At 60.0% G+C, this 15,284-nt stretch carries 15 protein-coding genes; 10 read left to right on the top strand and 5 right to left on the bottom strand.

Annotated features, from left to right (window positions below):
- The first annotated feature begins 11 nt into the window (after nucleotides 1-11).
- Nucleotides 12-770, top strand: coding sequence for a flagellar basal body L-ring protein FlgH (gene flgH / locus CAK95_RS18195; RefSeq protein WP_086089194.1), 759 nt, complete (start codon nucleotides 12-14; stop codon nucleotides 768-770).
- 183 nt (nucleotides 771-953) lie between these two features.
- Nucleotides 954-1,205, top strand: coding sequence for a hypothetical protein (locus CAK95_RS18190; protein WP_147413439.1), 252 nt, complete (start codon nucleotides 954-956; stop codon nucleotides 1,203-1,205).
- Between the two features lie 5 nt (nucleotides 1,206-1,210).
- Here CAK95_RS18190 and CAK95_RS18185 read toward each other — a convergent pair whose 3' ends face one another.
- The 3 genes from CAK95_RS18185 to CAK95_RS18175 form a co-directional block, all read right to left on the bottom strand.
- The gene (locus tag CAK95_RS18185) at nucleotides 1,211-3,019 is read right to left on the bottom strand and encodes a monovalent cation:proton antiporter-2 (CPA2) family protein (RefSeq protein ID WP_086089192.1); all 1,809 of its coding nucleotides are present in this window, start codon (nucleotides 3,017-3,019) and stop codon (nucleotides 1,211-1,213) included.
- A gap of 188 nt (nucleotides 3,020-3,207) precedes the next feature.
- The gene (gene dksA, locus CAK95_RS18180; protein WP_086089191.1) at nucleotides 3,208-3,621 is read right to left on the bottom strand and encodes an RNA polymerase-binding protein DksA; all 414 of its coding nucleotides are present in this window, start codon (nucleotides 3,619-3,621) and stop codon (nucleotides 3,208-3,210) included.
- 166 nt (nucleotides 3,622-3,787) lie between these two features.
- Nucleotides 3,788-4,198 (bottom strand): flagellar assembly protein FliX, encoded by a 411-nt coding sequence (locus CAK95_RS18175; RefSeq protein WP_086089190.1) that lies wholly within the window; start codon nucleotides 4,196-4,198, stop codon nucleotides 3,788-3,790.
- A gap of 208 nt (nucleotides 4,199-4,406) precedes the next feature.
- Here CAK95_RS18175 and CAK95_RS18170 point away from each other — a divergent pair, with 208 nt between their 5' ends.
- From CAK95_RS18170 to flaF, 8 genes are all read left to right on the top strand, one after another.
- Nucleotides 4,407-5,534: a flagellar basal body P-ring protein FlgI gene (locus tag CAK95_RS18170; protein ID WP_086091502.1), complete on the top strand. Its 1,128-nt coding sequence runs from the start codon at nucleotides 4,407-4,409 to the stop codon at nucleotides 5,532-5,534.
- Nucleotides 5,534-5,908: a flagellar assembly peptidoglycan hydrolase FlgJ gene (gene flgJ, locus CAK95_RS18165; protein ID WP_245303451.1), complete on the top strand. Its 375-nt coding sequence runs from the start codon at nucleotides 5,534-5,536 to the stop codon at nucleotides 5,906-5,908. The genes CAK95_RS18170 and flgJ overlap by 1 nt, the downstream gene beginning before the upstream one ends.
- Nucleotides 5,905-6,348 carry a hypothetical protein gene (locus CAK95_RS18160; protein WP_245303450.1) on the top strand — a complete coding sequence of 148 codons (444 nt, stop codon included), beginning with the start codon at nucleotides 5,905-5,907 and terminating at the stop codon, nucleotides 6,346-6,348. The genes flgJ and CAK95_RS18160 overlap by 4 nt, the downstream gene beginning before the upstream one ends.
- 215 nt (nucleotides 6,349-6,563) lie before the next feature.
- On the top strand, nucleotides 6,564-6,908 hold the full coding sequence (locus CAK95_RS18155) for a hypothetical protein (protein ID WP_086089189.1): 345 nt from the start codon (nucleotides 6,564-6,566) through the stop codon (nucleotides 6,906-6,908).
- Nucleotides 6,909-7,145: 237 nt separating this feature from the next.
- Complete coding sequence (locus CAK95_RS18150; protein ID WP_086089188.1) at nucleotides 7,146-8,942, top strand: flagellin N-terminal helical domain-containing protein; 1,797 nt, start codon at nucleotides 7,146-7,148, stop codon at nucleotides 8,940-8,942.
- A 182-nt stretch (nucleotides 8,943-9,124) separates the two neighbouring features.
- Nucleotides 9,125-10,918 (top strand): flagellin N-terminal helical domain-containing protein, encoded by a 1,794-nt coding sequence (locus tag CAK95_RS18145; protein WP_086089187.1) that lies wholly within the window; start codon nucleotides 9,125-9,127, stop codon nucleotides 10,916-10,918.
- A gap of 163 nt (nucleotides 10,919-11,081) precedes the next feature.
- Entirely contained in the window at nucleotides 11,082-11,516 is a 435-nt protein-coding gene (gene flbT, locus CAK95_RS18140) for a flagellar biosynthesis repressor FlbT (RefSeq protein WP_086089186.1), read from the top strand.
- Nucleotides 11,458-11,823 carry a flagellar biosynthesis regulator FlaF gene (gene flaF, locus CAK95_RS18135; protein ID WP_086089185.1) on the top strand — a complete coding sequence of 122 codons (366 nt, stop codon included), beginning with the start codon at nucleotides 11,458-11,460 and terminating at the stop codon, nucleotides 11,821-11,823. The genes flbT and flaF overlap by 59 nt, the downstream gene beginning before the upstream one ends.
- A 65-nt stretch (nucleotides 11,824-11,888) precedes the next feature.
- On the opposite strand, the gene CAK95_RS18130 is transcribed toward flaF, so the two are convergent.
- Nucleotides 11,889-13,391 (bottom strand): hypothetical protein, encoded by a 1,503-nt coding sequence (locus tag CAK95_RS18130; protein ID WP_086089184.1) that lies wholly within the window; start codon nucleotides 13,389-13,391, stop codon nucleotides 11,889-11,891.
- Between the two features lie 7 nt (nucleotides 13,392-13,398).
- Nucleotides 13,399-15,258, bottom strand: a complete 1,860-nt coding sequence (gene flgK, locus CAK95_RS18125) for a flagellar hook-associated protein FlgK (protein ID WP_086089183.1) — start codon at nucleotides 15,256-15,258, stop codon at nucleotides 13,399-13,401.
- Between the last annotated feature and the right edge of the window lie 26 nt (nucleotides 15,259-15,284).

The raw sequence follows: 15,284 nt of genomic DNA, 5'->3' as shown, positions 1-15,284 counted from the left end.
GAGTGAGTTCCATGGTATCCGTCGTATTCTCGCCTCCCTTTCGAACCTTGAGCGCAGTTGTTGGCATGGCCGCCTTGCTGTCCGGATGTGCGGCGTTCGACCGGGTCGCGACGCTTGGTCAACAACCGCCGTTGTCGCCGATCGAAAATCCGACAACGGTGGCCGGATACAGGCCGGTTCAGATGCCGATGCCCATGCCGCAACCGGCATCGTATAATCCGAATTCACTGTGGCGAAACGGTTCGCGCGCCTTCTTCAAGGATCAGCGTGCGCATCAGGTTGGCGACATCCTGACGGTGAAAGTGAAGTTCAACGACAAGGCGACGGTCGAGAACGAAACCCAACGCACCCGCAAGGGCGCCGAAGACGTCAATGTCGGAGCATTCTTCGGCAACAAGAAATTGCCGGTGTTCAACAAGGTCGTGGTTCCCGGCGTCATGGTCAACACAGACTCGACCGCTACGAGCGACGGCAAAGGCACGATCGACCGAAAGGACGAAATCTCGACCAACATTGCCGGCGTTGTCACTCAGCTTCTGCCGAACGGCAACATGGTGATCGAGGGCCGGCAGGAAATACGCGTCAATTTCGAAGTCCGGGAGTTGATCGTCGCCGGTGTCGTCCGGCCCGAAGACATTGAAAGCGACAACACCATCGACTCGACCAAGATCGCGCAGGCCCGCATCGCCTATGGCGGACGCGGTCAGATCACCGATCTGCAGCAGCCACGCTACGGCCAGCAGGTGCTCGATATTATCCTGCCGTTCTAACTCTCGTGACCTCACCCTGTTTGCGGGGTGTGGGAAAAGCTCCCACGTCGTCCGGCGCGCGCACCGGACGACGGCACGACGCGGCCTCCGGTATGCTCCCCATGCCGGAGGCCGCGCTTATTTTTGTGCAAAGGCAAGCTGGCTATTATGAACGTATCGCCGGTTCCGGAGTATACTTTCACGATGCATATTCTGATGGTCACCGTCGCAGGTCTCGTCCTGCTTGCAATCATGCATTTCGGGCCAACATTGATCGGCCAGTCTTTTGACGGCGCGAAGATCTTCATCTGGGTCTGGCTGGTTCTTTCGATCGCCAATGGGCTTTACGGCCACTTCCGCGCCGGTATCCCGCTGATCAACGAGATCGGTGCGCTTATTCCGATCTTCGGAATCCCCGCTCTCGCCGCCTGGTATCTGATGCGCCGCGGCGCGTAGAACCGCTATACCTCATCCACCGGCGGCTCGGCCATGACGCGGCCGGCGCGCTTCGGCTTGGTGAATGGTGTCGGCTTCGGCACGTTGCCGTGCAGCATATCAATGCCTGCACCGAAACCGCCGGCCAGTTCAAGCGCGAAGCGCTCGGCATCACGCCGCCGCAGATCTTCGATGGTCTCGGCCGCTTCCTCATCGGGCACACCAAGCTGGCGCAGGCCTTCCTCACCGAATTTCATGGCAGATTCGAAGGTCTCGCGGATCTGGATGTCGAGCCCCTTGTGAACGAGTTCGAGGGCGTGCTCGCGATCGTAGGACCGTACCATCAAGATCGTCTGTGGAAACTCCGCCAGAACAAGTTCGGTGATCCGTGTTGCTGTCTCGCGATGATCGACACAGACCGCGATCAGCTTGGCCGTGCGGGCACCTGACGCCTCCAGGAGATCAAGCCGCGCGCCGTCGCCGTAATAGACCTTGAAACCGAAATCGGCGGCGCTGCGGATCATCTCGGTATCGGTATCGATGATCGTCACATCGAAGCCGCGTGCGAGGAATGATTGGCTCACCACCTGACCGAAACGGCCGAAGCCGATGATCAGCACGCTGCCGGACAGGTCGTGCGCCTCTTCCACACCGTCGAAGGATTGCTCGCGCGCCGGCAGGAGCCAACGCAATGCGATGACCAGGAACGGCGTCAGCGCCATCGAGATGATGATCGCCGCGGTGAGCGTCGCATTGATCAGACCGGTGAAGATCCCGGCATTGGTGGCCGCTGCGTAGAGCACGAAAGCAAACTCACCGCCCTGGGCGAACAAGGCTGCGCGATAAAGCGCTTCTGCGTGTGGTGCCCGAAACAGGCGGGCCGTCAGATAGATGCCAATGGCTTTGGCGATCATATAGGCGAACACGGTGGCGATAATGATGTGCCAAGCGGTCGCCATCACCGCCAGATCGAGCGACATGCCGACACTGATGAAGAACAGACCCAGCAGAATGCCGCGGAACGGTTCGATGTCGGCTTCGAGCTGATGCCGGAAGGTCGATTCCGACAGCAACACGCCGGCCAGAAATGCACCCATGGCCATCGACAGCCCGGACATCTGCATGACGAGCGCTGCACCCAGCACCACCAGCAACGCCGCCGCTGTCATCACCTCGCGAGCTTGTGCATCCGCCAGCAGGCGGAACATCGGATTGAGCAACCAGCGGCCGGCCGCCAGCAGCGCCGCCACAGCGGCAGCCGCGATCAGCACCGCGATCCAGCCCGACGTCGCGCCGCCCTCGCCGGCCCCCGGCGCCAGCAACGCGACCAAGGCCAGCAGCGGCACGATCGCGAGATCTTCGAGCAGCAGGATCGACACCATGCGCTGGCCTTCCGGCGTCGACGTGTCGCCGCGCTCGTTGAGCACCTGCATCACCACGGCGGTCGAGGTCAGAACGAAACCCATCGCTGCGAAAAATGCGACCACCGGCGCCAGGCCCAACGCAAGGCCGATAGCGGTCAGCAAGGCGCCGCAGAAGCCGACCTGCGCGGCGCCCAGCCCGAAAATCTCGCCGCGCAGGCTCCACAGCCGCGATGGCTGCATCTCCAGCCCGATCACGAACAGGAACATGACGACGCCGAGTTCGGCGACATGCAGGATGGCTTGTGGATGGGTGAAAAGACCGAGCCCATACGGGCCGATGATCAGGCCGGCGGTCAAATAGCCGAGCACCGAGCCGAGGCCGAGCCGCTTGAAGATCGGGACGGCGACCACGCCAGCTCCAAGCAGCGCAACCACCTGGATCAGCTCATTTCCGTTTTCGGCCGCCGCCATGATCTCTCCGACGGCCCGCACGACCGCGATTACGGTCGTGCATGCAAGTGTCAGCGCTTGTCAACTTGGCGCATCGGAGGAGCGCCCGCCTCCGAAAGATTCCGGAGGATTCCGCTTGATTCGCAGCGGATTCTCAAAAGTTCAACGCACGATTTCGATAGAATCCGTGCGCTTTTTCGGCTTTCCGCCTAATCGTCGCGATAGACCCGCTCGCGGCGCTCATGCCGCTCCTGTGCCTCGATCGACAACGTCGCAATCGGCCGTGCCTCCAGCCGCCGCAACGAGATCGGTTCCCCGGTCTCCTCGCAATAGCCGTAGCTGCCGTCGTCGATCCGCGCCAAGGCGGCATCAATTTTTGCGATCAGTTTTCTCTGGCGATCTCTCGCCCGCAATTCAATAGACCGGTCCGTTTCCGACGACGCGCGATCTGCAAGATCTGGATGATTCTGATTTTCATCTTGCAGATGCTGAAGCGTCTCACGCGCTTCTTTCAAGATATCTTCCTTCCAGGAGAGGAGCTTGGCGCGAAAATATTCGCGCTGCTTCTCGTTCATGAAAGGCTCTTTGTCGCTGGGCCGGTAGTCCTTGAGCTTGGCCGGCATTCCATCACTCCCGCAGACGCGAAGTCGAAGTCACCCCTCGCGGCGGCGAGCTTATAGCCGGAGAGCCCTCTCCCGACAATATCGATTTATTAACCGGTTTTTCGGGGCTGTCATAATATGTACTTGGAATCGCTTGTGTTTTTGCGGTCAGTTCATGCCTAAAGTTTCACCGCCGGGATAACTTGGCAATTTCCACCTGCACGCGCAGGTCGATTTCGGCGAGAACGCCGTCGAGCCCCGAATCCCCCGTCGGCTCGCTCAGATCTTTCGAAATCGCCCGGAGCCGGTTGAGTGTGCTCTGGTCGAGGTCGCCCGAAAGCAGACCCACTTTCAGGCTTTCCAGCGCATCGAGCGCACCCCGTCCCTTGCGAACCGCCCGTTTCCGACGTTCCGTCGCATCATCGAGGCCCTGAAGCGCCATCAGGGTGTCGATCCCCCCGATCCCCTTCAACTGGCTGACGCCGATGCGCGGCGGGGCGCCCATTCCATCTGCCAGAGAAAATGAGCCTGCAATCGCGCGGCGGGCGACGGATGTGTCCCGGGCAACGGCTGACGCTGAGCTTGCTGAGATACGCATGAGCACAGCATCGACCTTTATGGTTAATCACGGGTAAATGTGCCGGGCAAAAGATGCCGGGCACGGCAGGCCCTGCCGCGTCGCTTTCGCTCGCAACCCCACGAGGGTTATTGAAAATCATTTGAGATCAATGCGTTGACTGCCCGACGGCGTCTGGCACGGCGCTGGCATTACACACCGCAAGAGTCCGACTCTCATGGGGAGCATGATGTCGAGGACATTTGCAGTTACCCGCACCGTGCGGTGCGTTCTAGTGTTTGCTTTGACGTTGATCGGGATGGGTGAAGCGGTAAGCGCCGCCTCGCGCATCAAGGATCTCGCCAATATAGAAGGCGTGCGTCAGAACCAGTTGATCGGTTATGGCCTCGTGGTCGGCCTCAACGGCACCGGCGATACGCTTAACAATATCCCGTTCACCCGCCAGTCGCTGCAAGCGATGCTGGAACGCCTCGGCGTCAACATCCGCGGCCAGCAACTGCGCACGGGTAATGTCGCCGCAGTCATGGTCACCGCAAACCTGCCGCCATTCGGCACGCAGGGCACGCGTATCGACGTCACCGTGTCGGCTCTCGGCGATTCCAAGAGCCTGCAGGGCGGCACGCTGCTGGTCACGCCGCTGCTCGGCGCCGACGGCAACGTCTATGCCGTCGCGCAGGGCTCGCTGGCCATTGCCGGCTTCCAGGCCGAAGGCGAGGCCGCCAAGATCGTACGCGGTGTGCCAACAGTGGGGCGCATTTCCAACGGCGCGATCATCGAGCGCGAGATCGACTTCCAGCTCAACCGCATGGACAAGATCCGCCTCGCATTGCGCAACGGCGATCTGACGACAGCTAAACGCATCGCCGCAGCGATCAACGATTTCATGGGCTCTGCTACCGCCGAGCCCCTCGATCAATCGACCGTGCAGATCACCCTCCCCGGCAAGAGCGACACCAATATCGTCGCCCTGCTCACCGAAATCGAGCAATTGCGGATTGAGCCGGACATCTCTGCCCGCATCGTCATTGACGAACGCTCGGGCGTGATCGTGATGGGACGCGACGTGCGTGTGTCCACAGTCGCGGTGGCGCAAGGCAACCTCACCGTCACGATTGCGGAAGCGCCGCAGGTCAGTCAGCCCGCACCCTTCTCGATGGGAGAAACCGTGGTCGTGCCACGCACCAAGGTCGGCGTGCAGGAAGACGGCAAGCAGCTCGCGATCGTGAAAGAAGGTGTCTCGCTGCAGCAACTCGTCGATGGCCTGAATGCTCTTGGCCTTAGCCCACGCGATCTCATCGCCATCCTGCAAGCCATCAAAGCGGCAGGCGCGATCCAGGCCGATATCGAGGTGATGTGATGGCATCCAGCATCGACATGAGTGCGGCGTCGAGCGTGAAGTCCGCTTACGCCCTCCTCTCGGCGCAGAAAGAAAGCGGCGCGGCCAACAACCTCGGCGGCGTCAACGAGAAGGCGATGAACGCCGCACAGGATTTCGAAGCGGTGTTTCTGAACTCGATGTTCAGCCAGATGTTCACATCGATCGACGGTGAAGGCCCGTTCGGCGGCGATCAATCCACCGGTGTCTGGCGCTCTTTTCTCACCGATGAATATGCCAGGTCCTTCGCCAAGAAGGGCGGCGTCGGCATCGCATCAGACGTGTATCGCACCTTGATGTGGCAGCAGGACGTCAACAACACGGCGCAACCAATGCCAATGGAGAATAAATCATGACGGCAACCCCTCAACCGCAAAGTGCCGTGGCCAATCTGTCGGCCGTAATGGATGCGATCGTGCACATCGTCGAGCAGGAAACGTCGCTGGTCCGCGCCGGCAAACTCGCGGAAGCCTCGCGGCTCGAAGTTGCGAAGACCGATCTCGCGAACCGCTACTATATGAGTGCAGCCAAAATCGACGAGATCCGCTCGCAGCTTTCCGACGTGCAACCGGATGCGCTCGACTATCTGCAGCGCAAGCACAGCGAATTCCACGCTGCGCTGCAGATGAATCTGACTGTTCTGGCGACCGCTCACGCCGTTTCCGAAGGGATCGTTCGTGGCGTCTGGGATGAACTGGTGCGCAAAGCATCGCCGTCCACCTATAGCGCAAGCGGCCGGCCCAACGGACCGAGCGCAAGTGCATCGCAGCCGCTCGCGGTGAGCCGGGTGCTGTAATTCGTTTCAGGTTTCATGGGCGTCAAAAACGAAACGGCCGGGAGTCCAAGACCAGTTCCGCGTTTTGGATTCCGGGACCGTTCAGCTTCGGCCTGCGCGCCGTCATGGCATACGGAATGGATACAGTTTTACTGAAATCCCGGAAAGCCAATTAAAAGAGTCGAACTAGCGTCCCTCACCTCATCCGCTTGGCGCAGAAAGCGCCGAAGGTGGTCATGGACACGAGTTTCACCATCAAGCCGCGCAACACGACGTTGCGCAGAGTGGCCGGACGCAATGCCGTCCGCACGGACTTGGCGCCGTCGCTCAGCGTCAATGCCGCACAGCAATCGTCCATCTCGGATCAAGCCGCGCAAAATTCCGGTTCGCACGATCCTGCACTCGACGCGCAATGCCAGTCGTTGCTGAATCGCGAGCGTGAAGCACGCAAGCAGCGTCGCGACAACAGAGACGAAGCGCTGTTGCGTCAGAAGGCTTATACGCAGCTCGCCGTCGAGTCGCCGCCTCCGCCTGTAAGCGACACTGACGAAAATACACCGCGCGCGGATTTCGCGGTCTGAGCTTCCTGCATACAAGCTGGCAAAAACACAAACGCGAGAAAACGCGTTAACGAATCACTTCGGCAACACGTTACCGAAACATGAAGATAACCATTGAGAAACAAAGGGCTCAGTTCACGCATTGTCAACTGGTTAACCACGTTCCTTAACGGCGTTTTCAAGGGGGCCATGCGATCAAACCGATGCGATCCACGGATGGATCGGCGTTTCTAAGTGAACCAGAAAGGTTGCGTTACAATGGCTTCCGATATCACTCTCTCCTCTTCGGTTCGTCAGAACCTCCTCTCCCTGCAGTCGACCGCTCAGCTCATGAGCATGACGCAGAACCGCCTGGCGACCGGCAAGAAGGTCAACTCGGCACTCGACAATCCCGCAAGCTTCTTCACTTCCCAATCGCTCAACAATCGCGCCAGCGATCTGAGCACGCTGCTGGATTCGATCAACCAGGCTCAGCAGACCCTGAAGGCCGCGGACACCGGCATCACCTCGCTGACCAAGCTGGTCGAATCGGCCAAGTCGCTCGCCAAGCAGGCCCAGCAGTCTTCGGCTCCGGCAGCTACTTATGCTCTGAACATCGCTGGAACCGCGATTGCCGCCGATACCAACGCGACCGCCACTAGCACGTCAACTTTCACGGCAACAATTGCTGCTGCGACCGCCTCGGTCCAGTCGTCAGTCGCAATCGACGCAACCGATCTCGCCACCGACTGGGCTGACGGACAAACCTTCTCTCTCACCTTTGGTGGCGTAACGGCGACCTTCGAATCCGATACCGGCACTGATGGCGTAGGCGCCGGTAACATTGGCTTTACCGATGCAGACGAACTCGCAGCGGCCATTCAGTCGGCTTTTGGCGACGCAGTCAGCGTCAGCGACGATGGCGCCGGCAACATCACGGTCGCCGGTAACTTCACCCAGAGCTTCACCGTTGGTGGCTCGGCTGCCGCCCAAGGCACAGACACTGCTGCTGTCGACGGCGACACGCTGACGATCAACGACGGCACCAACACGGCGACCTTCCGTAAGGTGGCGTCGGGCGCTGTTGCGGCTGACGGCACCTTCAGCAATCTGGCGGAACTAAGCGCTGCTGTGACGGCCTCCAATCTGACCGGCATCACGGCCGCAGCTTCGGGCAGCAACCTGCAGATCAGTGCTGCTGCTGGCGGCCAATTCACGGTTGGTGGCACGCTCGGCACAGACTTTGGCTTTGCGGCGACTGCCTATGAAGCGACCAACACGACTCTCGGCGCTCTCGCGGGTCAGTCGCTCACCATCCAGGTCGGCGATGAAGATGCGAACACCTTCACCTTCACGGCGACGACAACCCGCGCCGACCTGGAGGAGTGGGTTGGCGATCTGGAATTGGGCACGGGTGTTACTGCATCGATCTCGGGCGCTGGCGTATTGTCGGTGACTTCGACATCGAAGGAGAAGATCACCGTCAATGGCAGCAACGCTGCTGTGAACACCGCGCTCGGCTTGACCGACGAGGATGGCGTACACTCCCCGACGGCGACGGTTCCAACCTTCAGCGATACCCGTACGACCTATCAGAACCAGTACAATGACCTGCTCAAGCAGATCGATACGCTGGCTTCGGATGCGTCGTATAACGGCATCAACCTGCTGAACGGCGACGAGCTCAAGGTGGCGTTCAACGAAGACGGCTCGAGCTCGCTGACCATCAAAGGGGTGAGCTTCGACTCGACGTCGCTCGGCCTGACCGCACTGAATGGAAACGAGTTCCAGACCAACGGCCAGATCGACGAGGTTCTGACGAAAATCGATGCCGCCTTGTCCAGCCTGCGGACCCAGGCCTCCAAGTTCGGCTCGAACCTGACCACGGTGCAGACCCGTCAGGACTTCACCAAGAACATGGTCAACAACCTGCAGGTCGGCGCCGACGCACTCGTGCTCGCCGACACCAACGAAGAAGGTGCGAACCTTCTCGCCCTGCAGACCCGTCAACAGCTCTCCACCACGGCTCTGTCGCTCTCCGCGCAGGCCGACCAGGCGGTGCTGCGTCTGTTCTAAGCCAGAAAGGCTTTTCCGGACTGGGAAACGGCGGGGGTTAACCCCGCCGTTTCTTTTTGCTTGCGTGCGTTAACTTCTGCGAAAGGATTTTTTTACCGGCCATTAGGGTTACCAGAAGATTATCGAGGCGAAGCGAACCGCATAAGCGGCACCGATTCATTTCGATAAAAGGGAATCCCATTATGGGCGATATCGTTCTGTCCGCTGGCGTCCGGAAAAACCTGCTTTCGCTGCAGAATACTGCAGACCTTATGGCCTTGACCCAGAACCGGCTCGCCACCGGCAAGAAGGTCAACACCGCACTCGACAATCCTTTCAACTATTTCACCGCAGCCGCGCTGAACAACCGCGCCGGTGACATGAACGCGCTGCTCGATGCAATCGGTCAGTCGCAAAAGACCATCGAGCAGGCCGATATCGGCATCACCGCCATCACCAAGCTGGTGGAATCAGCCAAGTCGCTCGCCAAACAGGCGCGACAGACCAGCCAGCCGGTCGCGACCTACAATCAGACGATCACCGGGGCTGCCATTGCACCGGATGTGCCGGCTACAGCGACCAGCACGGCGAACTTTACGACCAGCATTGCCGCTGCGACAGCCTCGGTCCAATCGGAAGTGGTGATCGACGCAACCGACCTGGCGACCGACTGGGCCGACGGTCAGACCTTCTCCCTGACCTTCGGTGGTGTCACGGTCAGCTTCGAATCCGACACGGGTACCGATGGCGTCTCTCCTGGCAATATCGGCTTCACGACGGCTGCTGATTTTGCAACGGCGATTCAAAGTGCTTTTGGCACCGCCGTAGACGTCACCGAGGCTGGTGGCACGATCTCGATCAAGGGCAACTTCACCCAAAGCTTTACAGTCGGCGGCACCGCCGCTGCACAAGGAACGGCGACCGCCAATGTTGATGGCGACACGCTGACGATCAACGATGGCACCAACACAGCGACATTCCGCAAGGTCGCCGCTGGAGCCGTTGCTGCTGACGGCACATTCACCGACCTTACGGAGCTGTCCGCCGCGGTGGCGGCCTCAAGCTTGACGGGCATTACAGTTGCCGATGCAGGCGGCAATCTGCAGATCAGCGCTGCGGCTGGTGGCCAGTTCACGGTCGGCGGAACGCTCGGCACCAACCTCGGCTTTGCGGCAACCGCCTATGAAGCCACCAACACCACGCTCAGCGCTCTGGCCGGACAGTCGATCAGCATCCAGATCGGTTCGGGCGCAGCCCAGACATTCAACATCACGGCTGCCACCAACCGCGCCGATCTCACAGCCTGGCTGGGCGGGCTCACACTGCCCACGGGCGTTACGGCCGCTTTCAACGCCAGCAATCAGATCGAAATCACCTCGACCACGTCTGACATCATCACGATCACCGGCACCGGCAACGCCCCGACGACCTTCGGCCTCGTCGGAACCAATAACGGCGTCTACACCCCGTCCGTCACCGTCACCAGTCCGAGTGATCAGCGCGCCGATTATCAGCGCGAGTTCAACGAGACGATCGCCCAGATCGACGCCCTCGCCCGCGATTCCTCCTATAACGGCGTCAATCTGCTTCTCAGCGACAGTCTGAAGGTGATTTTCAACGAAGACGGCAGCAGCATGCTGAATATCGAAGGTGTCGATTTCACCGCGGCGGGTCTCGGCCTCACCGAGCTGACCGGCGACGATTTCCAGAACAACATCACTACCGATGCGGTTCTGGCCAGAATCGATACCGCGCTGCGTACGCTGCGCACCCAGGCGGCGACATTCGGCACCAAGCTCGGCACCGTCGAAACGCGCCAGAACTTCACCAAGTCGCTGATCCAGACACTCGAAACCGGCGCCGACAATCTGGTCCTCGCCGACACCAACGAGGAAGGCGCCAACATGCTGGCCCTCCAGACCCGCCAGTCCCTCTCAACCACCGCCTTGTCGCTCTCGGCGCAGGCCGACCAGGCAGTGCTCCGCCTGTTCGGATAAGGCGGCACTCAGATTTTCAGTGGAATTCCCAGCGGCGGGGGCAACCCCCGCCGCTTTTGTTTACACGTCCTTAACCATAAACGCCGAAGGATCGCAGCCATGGGCGGACGATTCCGGGCAAAGCCTTTGCCAGTCACCGCCCTCTGTCTCCGTGGAGCACGCTATGGCCCTTAAGGTCGAACTGAAGCCGAACGAACGCATCCTGATCGGCGACTGCGTCATCACCAACAGCGATCAGCGGACACGATTTCTGGTGGACGGCAATGTGCCGATCCTGCGCGAGAAAGACATCATGACGGCCGACCGCGCCGATACGCCGGCCAAGCGCATCTATCTCGCTGTGCAGCTCATGTATATCGGCGGCAATCCGACCGATCAGCACGAAGTTTATTTCGCGTTGATGAAGGACATTGTTGACGCGGCACCCAGCGCATGGTCGCACGTCGCCGAGATCAACAATCATATTTTAACAGGCGATCTCTATAAGGCATTGAAATCAGCCAAAAAACTGATTGACTACGAACAGGAGCTGTTAACGCATGCATCATGCGGCCAAAGCCTACGGAACGGTAGCACAACAGACCGCAAGTCCGCGTGATCTCGAAGCCCAGCTTCTGCTGCGCGCTGCATCGCGATTGCAAATGATCCACGACGATTGGGAAGGCCAGCGCGGCGCGCTCGATCACGCGTTGCTGTTCAACCGCAAACTCTGGACGGTGTTTCTCACATCGGTCACGAACAACGACAATCCGTTGCCGGCAGAACTGCGTCAGAACATCGCCAATATCGGCATCTTCGTGATGAATCACACGTTGAATGTCAGCGGCAATCCGGCACCGGAGCGGCTGCGCAGCCTGATCAACATCAACCGTCAGCTGGCAGCAGGCCTCAGCGGCCGCGCCTGACGTCAGATCCATTCGACAAAAAAGGCCCGCATCGCGGGCCTTTTTTATTGCGTCGTGAAGACAGGCTACATGTAGTTGAGAATGCTCATCTGAAACAGCCGTGCCGTGGTCTGCATCGAGGCCTCAAGACTGGTCTGCAGCGCCAGCATTTTCGCCGCGACTTCTTCATTCGAGATGCCTTCGATACCCTCAAGAAAATCGCTCAGCGTTGCGTTGGTGTATTGATGACGCTGTTTCGCCGAATCGATCGACTTTTGTGCGCCCGCGAGCTCCGTGCGGATATCGGCGGTGCTCTGCGTGCCTTGCGGCACATCGAGCGCGGTCCGCAGGCGAGAGGCCATCGCTGACGCGCGCGCTTCAGAATCGGCATCGCCGGGAGCCATCGAGATCGCTGCAAGCGCAGCAACATTCTGCAGCTGCCAGCGAATGCCTTCTTCGTTCGCGCGCAAGCCGTAGTTGACGGTGATCGACTGATCGATCCTCGCCGCCGCCGTGCTGCGTGCCGGCTGGCTGCCAGCTTCGCCCGTGTACCACATCACGGTGTTGGACGCGGTGCCGGCGACGAGACCGGTCGCCGTATCGAACGGCGGCCCGTCGACACGCTGCGGCGGATTGGCTGCGTCCGTATTGAAGAAATTATCTGCGGCCGCCAGCGCCGAAGCGGCGGTCAGGCTTGTGCGGGCCAGCGTTCCGATCGACGATTGTAATTTCGTCTGCAGATTAGTGGCCGTCGTGGCCGAATCCTGGCCGATGGCAAATTCACCGGCGCCGGGCGGAACCGTTGTCGTTGCCGTCAGTGTAATCGTTTCCTTTGATCCGTCCGGCAGATCGAATGTGAAACTGACCTTCTCGCCGGAGGCAGGATTGACCCCGCCGAGATCGATTGACATCTCCGGCGCTGCGGGTGGCGTTGCCGCAGGGCCACTCACCGTCGAGCCGCTCAGCGTCGAGCTGATTGCATTCAATTTGAAGCCGAACACCGAACCGGCCACATCTTCGGCAATGCTGACGCTACCCGGCGCCGGCGATGAGATCACCAGGCGCCCAAGGCCCGAACTGCCCATATCGGCCTGAAGGCGTTCCGACACGATCTGACTGAATCCGGCGTGAGCGGCATCGCCGTCCATGATCATATCGAGCGATTCCACCGATGGCGTATCGGCGGCCAGCCCTGAGAAGATATAACGGTCGCCCGCACGCGAATTGAGAAGACCCAGCATTTCGCCGAGCGCCGACTTGGCGGAGCCCTGCGCATTGATACGGCCTTCCTCCGACGTCATCTCGGCGACGGAATTCTTCGTCTCCATGCCGATTTCGCCGATGCGCGAGAGGACCGATTCCGCCAGATCGATCCGCACATTGAGATTGGTGATGGTGTCGCCATAACTCGCGGTTGCGGCGAGTTGGGAACGCAAGCTGACCGTCAGCCCGCGATTGAGGCCGATGCCGGCATAATCGTCGGACCGCTTTCCGGTCGCGAATTGCCGCTGCAGATCGGCCATCTGCGACCGCATTCCGACAAGGGACTGGGTCAGCAGCAGCGAGCGTGTACCGATACCGATACTCATCTTATCCTCACACCATATTCATCAGTTGGTCGAACATCTCTTTCACAACCGACATGACCCGGGCATTGGCGCCGTAAGCATTCTGCAGGTTCAAAAGGTTCGCCATCTCGACATCGATGTTAACGGCGGAGTCGTCCGCCACCCGTTCCTTGAGTGCATTGACGACGACATTCTGACCGATCGCCAGATTTTCAGCGTTCGCGGCGGCCTCGCCCTGCACGCTGATCACCTGACGCAAGAACGATGAAATGGTGCCTTTGAACGGGGCCGCTACCGAACCAATGCCGGTTTTGGCGGAGAATGTGACCGAAGCCTTGGTCAACTTGTCGAGGATGAAGTTCGGCCGTGTCGCATCGCCCGCCTCCGTGCCAGCCTGATAAACGACCAGCTTGCTCGGATCGGCGACAAGATCCGGATTGACCGTCAATCGTCCGGCCAGGCCGATGCTTTGCGAACCGGATCCTGTAATGGCGCCGGTATAAGCGCTGAACCCGTCGGTGAAGAGAGGCAGTTCCGCGCCGTCCCCGCTTAAACCCGTCCGCGTCACGGTCGCGGTCACTGCGTTGATTGTGGTGTTATTGGCAGCGCCATCGTCGAGGATGCGCAGTGTGTTGCCGGAGGCTGAAAAATTGACCTTGCCGTTGAAATGGCTGTTCAGCGCCTGTGCAACATCTGCAAGGCCGCCGGTAAAGCTCACCCCAATCACCGTATCGTTGGGATCGGCGGTCGCATCGTTCGACAAAGGCAAGGCCGACGTATCATCGACGCGAACGATCGTGACGTTGCGCTGCTGACCGGTATTGTCTGTATAGGTCAGGTTGATCTTGTTGCCGTTGAGAAGGCCCGCCGTGTCGATGTCAAAGCCCGTCTGGGCTCCCGATGTGACTGCTGTGCTGGGAATGGTGGCATCCGAGAGTGCCGATGCCATCATGGCCGCGAGTTCATCGAGCTGAGCCTGCGCCTGCACCAGAATGTCGTCACGCATCTCGATATAGGCTGCAATCTCCCCCGAACGGATCGAGCCGTTCATGAGCAGATCGACTTCGCCGCCGGTTGGCGTTACCAGCGTCAGCGTGCCGACGGTACGTTTGCCTGCGTCAGGCGACCATTGCGCCGCAGCAGTCATCGTTCCTTGCGGATCGAATTTGAGCTTCGCAGCATCCGTTCCAACCAACTGGACGCCAGAATTGGTGAAGACATTGATCTGATTGAGATCGCCGGGAACGACCCGGATGTCCATCAACTGAGACAACTCGTCGATATAGGCGTCACGCTGATCGAGCAGCGATGCCGTGGCAGCATCGGGCCGCGTATTCAGCGCGAGTTGACGATTGATCGCCGCGATTTGCTGCATCGCGTTGTTGGCACGTTGAACCGAATCGCTCAGCCCCAGCTCGGCGTCGCTCCGCATCCCCTGAATGGCGGTCGACATGCTGTTGAGCTGCTGCGCCAGCACCTGCGCTGCACTGATCACCGCGCTCCGTGCAGCCGGCGCATCCGGCGACGTACTGAGCCCCTGTAGCGCCGTCGTAAAATTGCTGTAGGACGTTTCCAACGTCGCTTCGGCGCCGGGATCACCGTAGATGCGCTGCAACTGCGAATAAAAATCGGCACGGAGGCTTGCATAGGCGCCTCCCGCCGCTTCGGTTCGTAATTGCCGCTGCAGGTAGGCGTCGAGCTCGCGGTTGATCGATTCGGTCCGTACGCTGACCCCTGCCGCACCGATGCTGACAGCACTTTGATGTAGGGTTTTGCGGACATAGCCCGGTGTTTCCGCATTCGCCACGTTTGAGGCGATCACAGACAGTCCGGTCTGCGCCACCTTCAAACCGGCGACCGACGTATTGAGAGCCTGAGACAGACTCATGATGTTCTCCTCGCTACGATCGGGCC

It is taken from the genome of Pseudorhodoplanes sinuspersici (assembly GCF_002119765.1).
Lineage (GTDB): Bacteria > Pseudomonadota > Alphaproteobacteria > Rhizobiales > Xanthobacteraceae > Pseudorhodoplanes > Pseudorhodoplanes sinuspersici.
The sequence above is the reverse complement of the archived record's forward strand: the minus strand, read 5'-3'. Positions and strand labels throughout refer to the sequence as shown.

What these genes read in the sequence shown, in the direction of transcription:
- flgH (WP_086089194.1), top strand. Translation starts at nt 12, where the DNA reads ATGGTATCCGTCGTATTCTCGCCTCCCTTTCGAACCTTGAGCGCAGTT.
- CAK95_RS18190 (WP_147413439.1), top strand. Translation starts at nt 954, where the DNA reads ATGCATATTCTGATGGTCACCGTCGCAGGTCTCGTCCTGCTTGCAATC.
- CAK95_RS18185 (WP_086089192.1), bottom strand. Translation starts at nt 3,019, where the DNA reads ATGGCGGCGGCCGAAAACGGAAATGAGCTGATCCAGGTGGTTGCGCTG.
- dksA (WP_086089191.1), bottom strand. Translation starts at nt 3,621, where the DNA reads ATGCCGGCCAAGCTCAAGGACTACCGGCCCAGCGACAAAGAGCCTTTC.
- CAK95_RS18175 (WP_086089190.1), bottom strand. Translation starts at nt 4,198, where the DNA reads ATGCGTATCTCAGCAAGCTCAGCGTCAGCCGTTGCCCGGGACACATCC.
- CAK95_RS18170 (WP_086091502.1), top strand. Translation starts at nt 4,407, where the DNA reads ATGTCGAGGACATTTGCAGTTACCCGCACCGTGCGGTGCGTTCTAGTG.
- flgJ (WP_245303451.1), top strand. Translation starts at nt 5,534, where the DNA reads ATGGCATCCAGCATCGACATGAGTGCGGCGTCGAGCGTGAAGTCCGCT.
- CAK95_RS18160 (WP_245303450.1), top strand. Translation starts at nt 5,905, where the DNA reads ATGACGGCAACCCCTCAACCGCAAAGTGCCGTGGCCAATCTGTCGGCC.
- CAK95_RS18155 (WP_086089189.1), top strand. Translation starts at nt 6,564, where the DNA reads ATGGACACGAGTTTCACCATCAAGCCGCGCAACACGACGTTGCGCAGA.
- CAK95_RS18150 (WP_086089188.1), top strand. Translation starts at nt 7,146, where the DNA reads ATGGCTTCCGATATCACTCTCTCCTCTTCGGTTCGTCAGAACCTCCTC.
- CAK95_RS18145 (WP_086089187.1), top strand. Translation starts at nt 9,125, where the DNA reads ATGGGCGATATCGTTCTGTCCGCTGGCGTCCGGAAAAACCTGCTTTCG.
- flbT (WP_086089186.1), top strand. Translation starts at nt 11,082, where the DNA reads ATGGCCCTTAAGGTCGAACTGAAGCCGAACGAACGCATCCTGATCGGC.
- flaF (WP_086089185.1), top strand. Translation starts at nt 11,458, where the DNA reads ATGCATCATGCGGCCAAAGCCTACGGAACGGTAGCACAACAGACCGCA.
- CAK95_RS18130 (WP_086089184.1), bottom strand. Translation starts at nt 13,391, where the DNA reads ATGAGTATCGGTATCGGTACACGCTCGCTGCTGCTGACCCAGTCCCTT.
- flgK (WP_086089183.1), bottom strand. Translation starts at nt 15,258, where the DNA reads ATGAGTCTGTCTCAGGCTCTCAATACGTCGGTCGCCGGTTTGAAGGTG.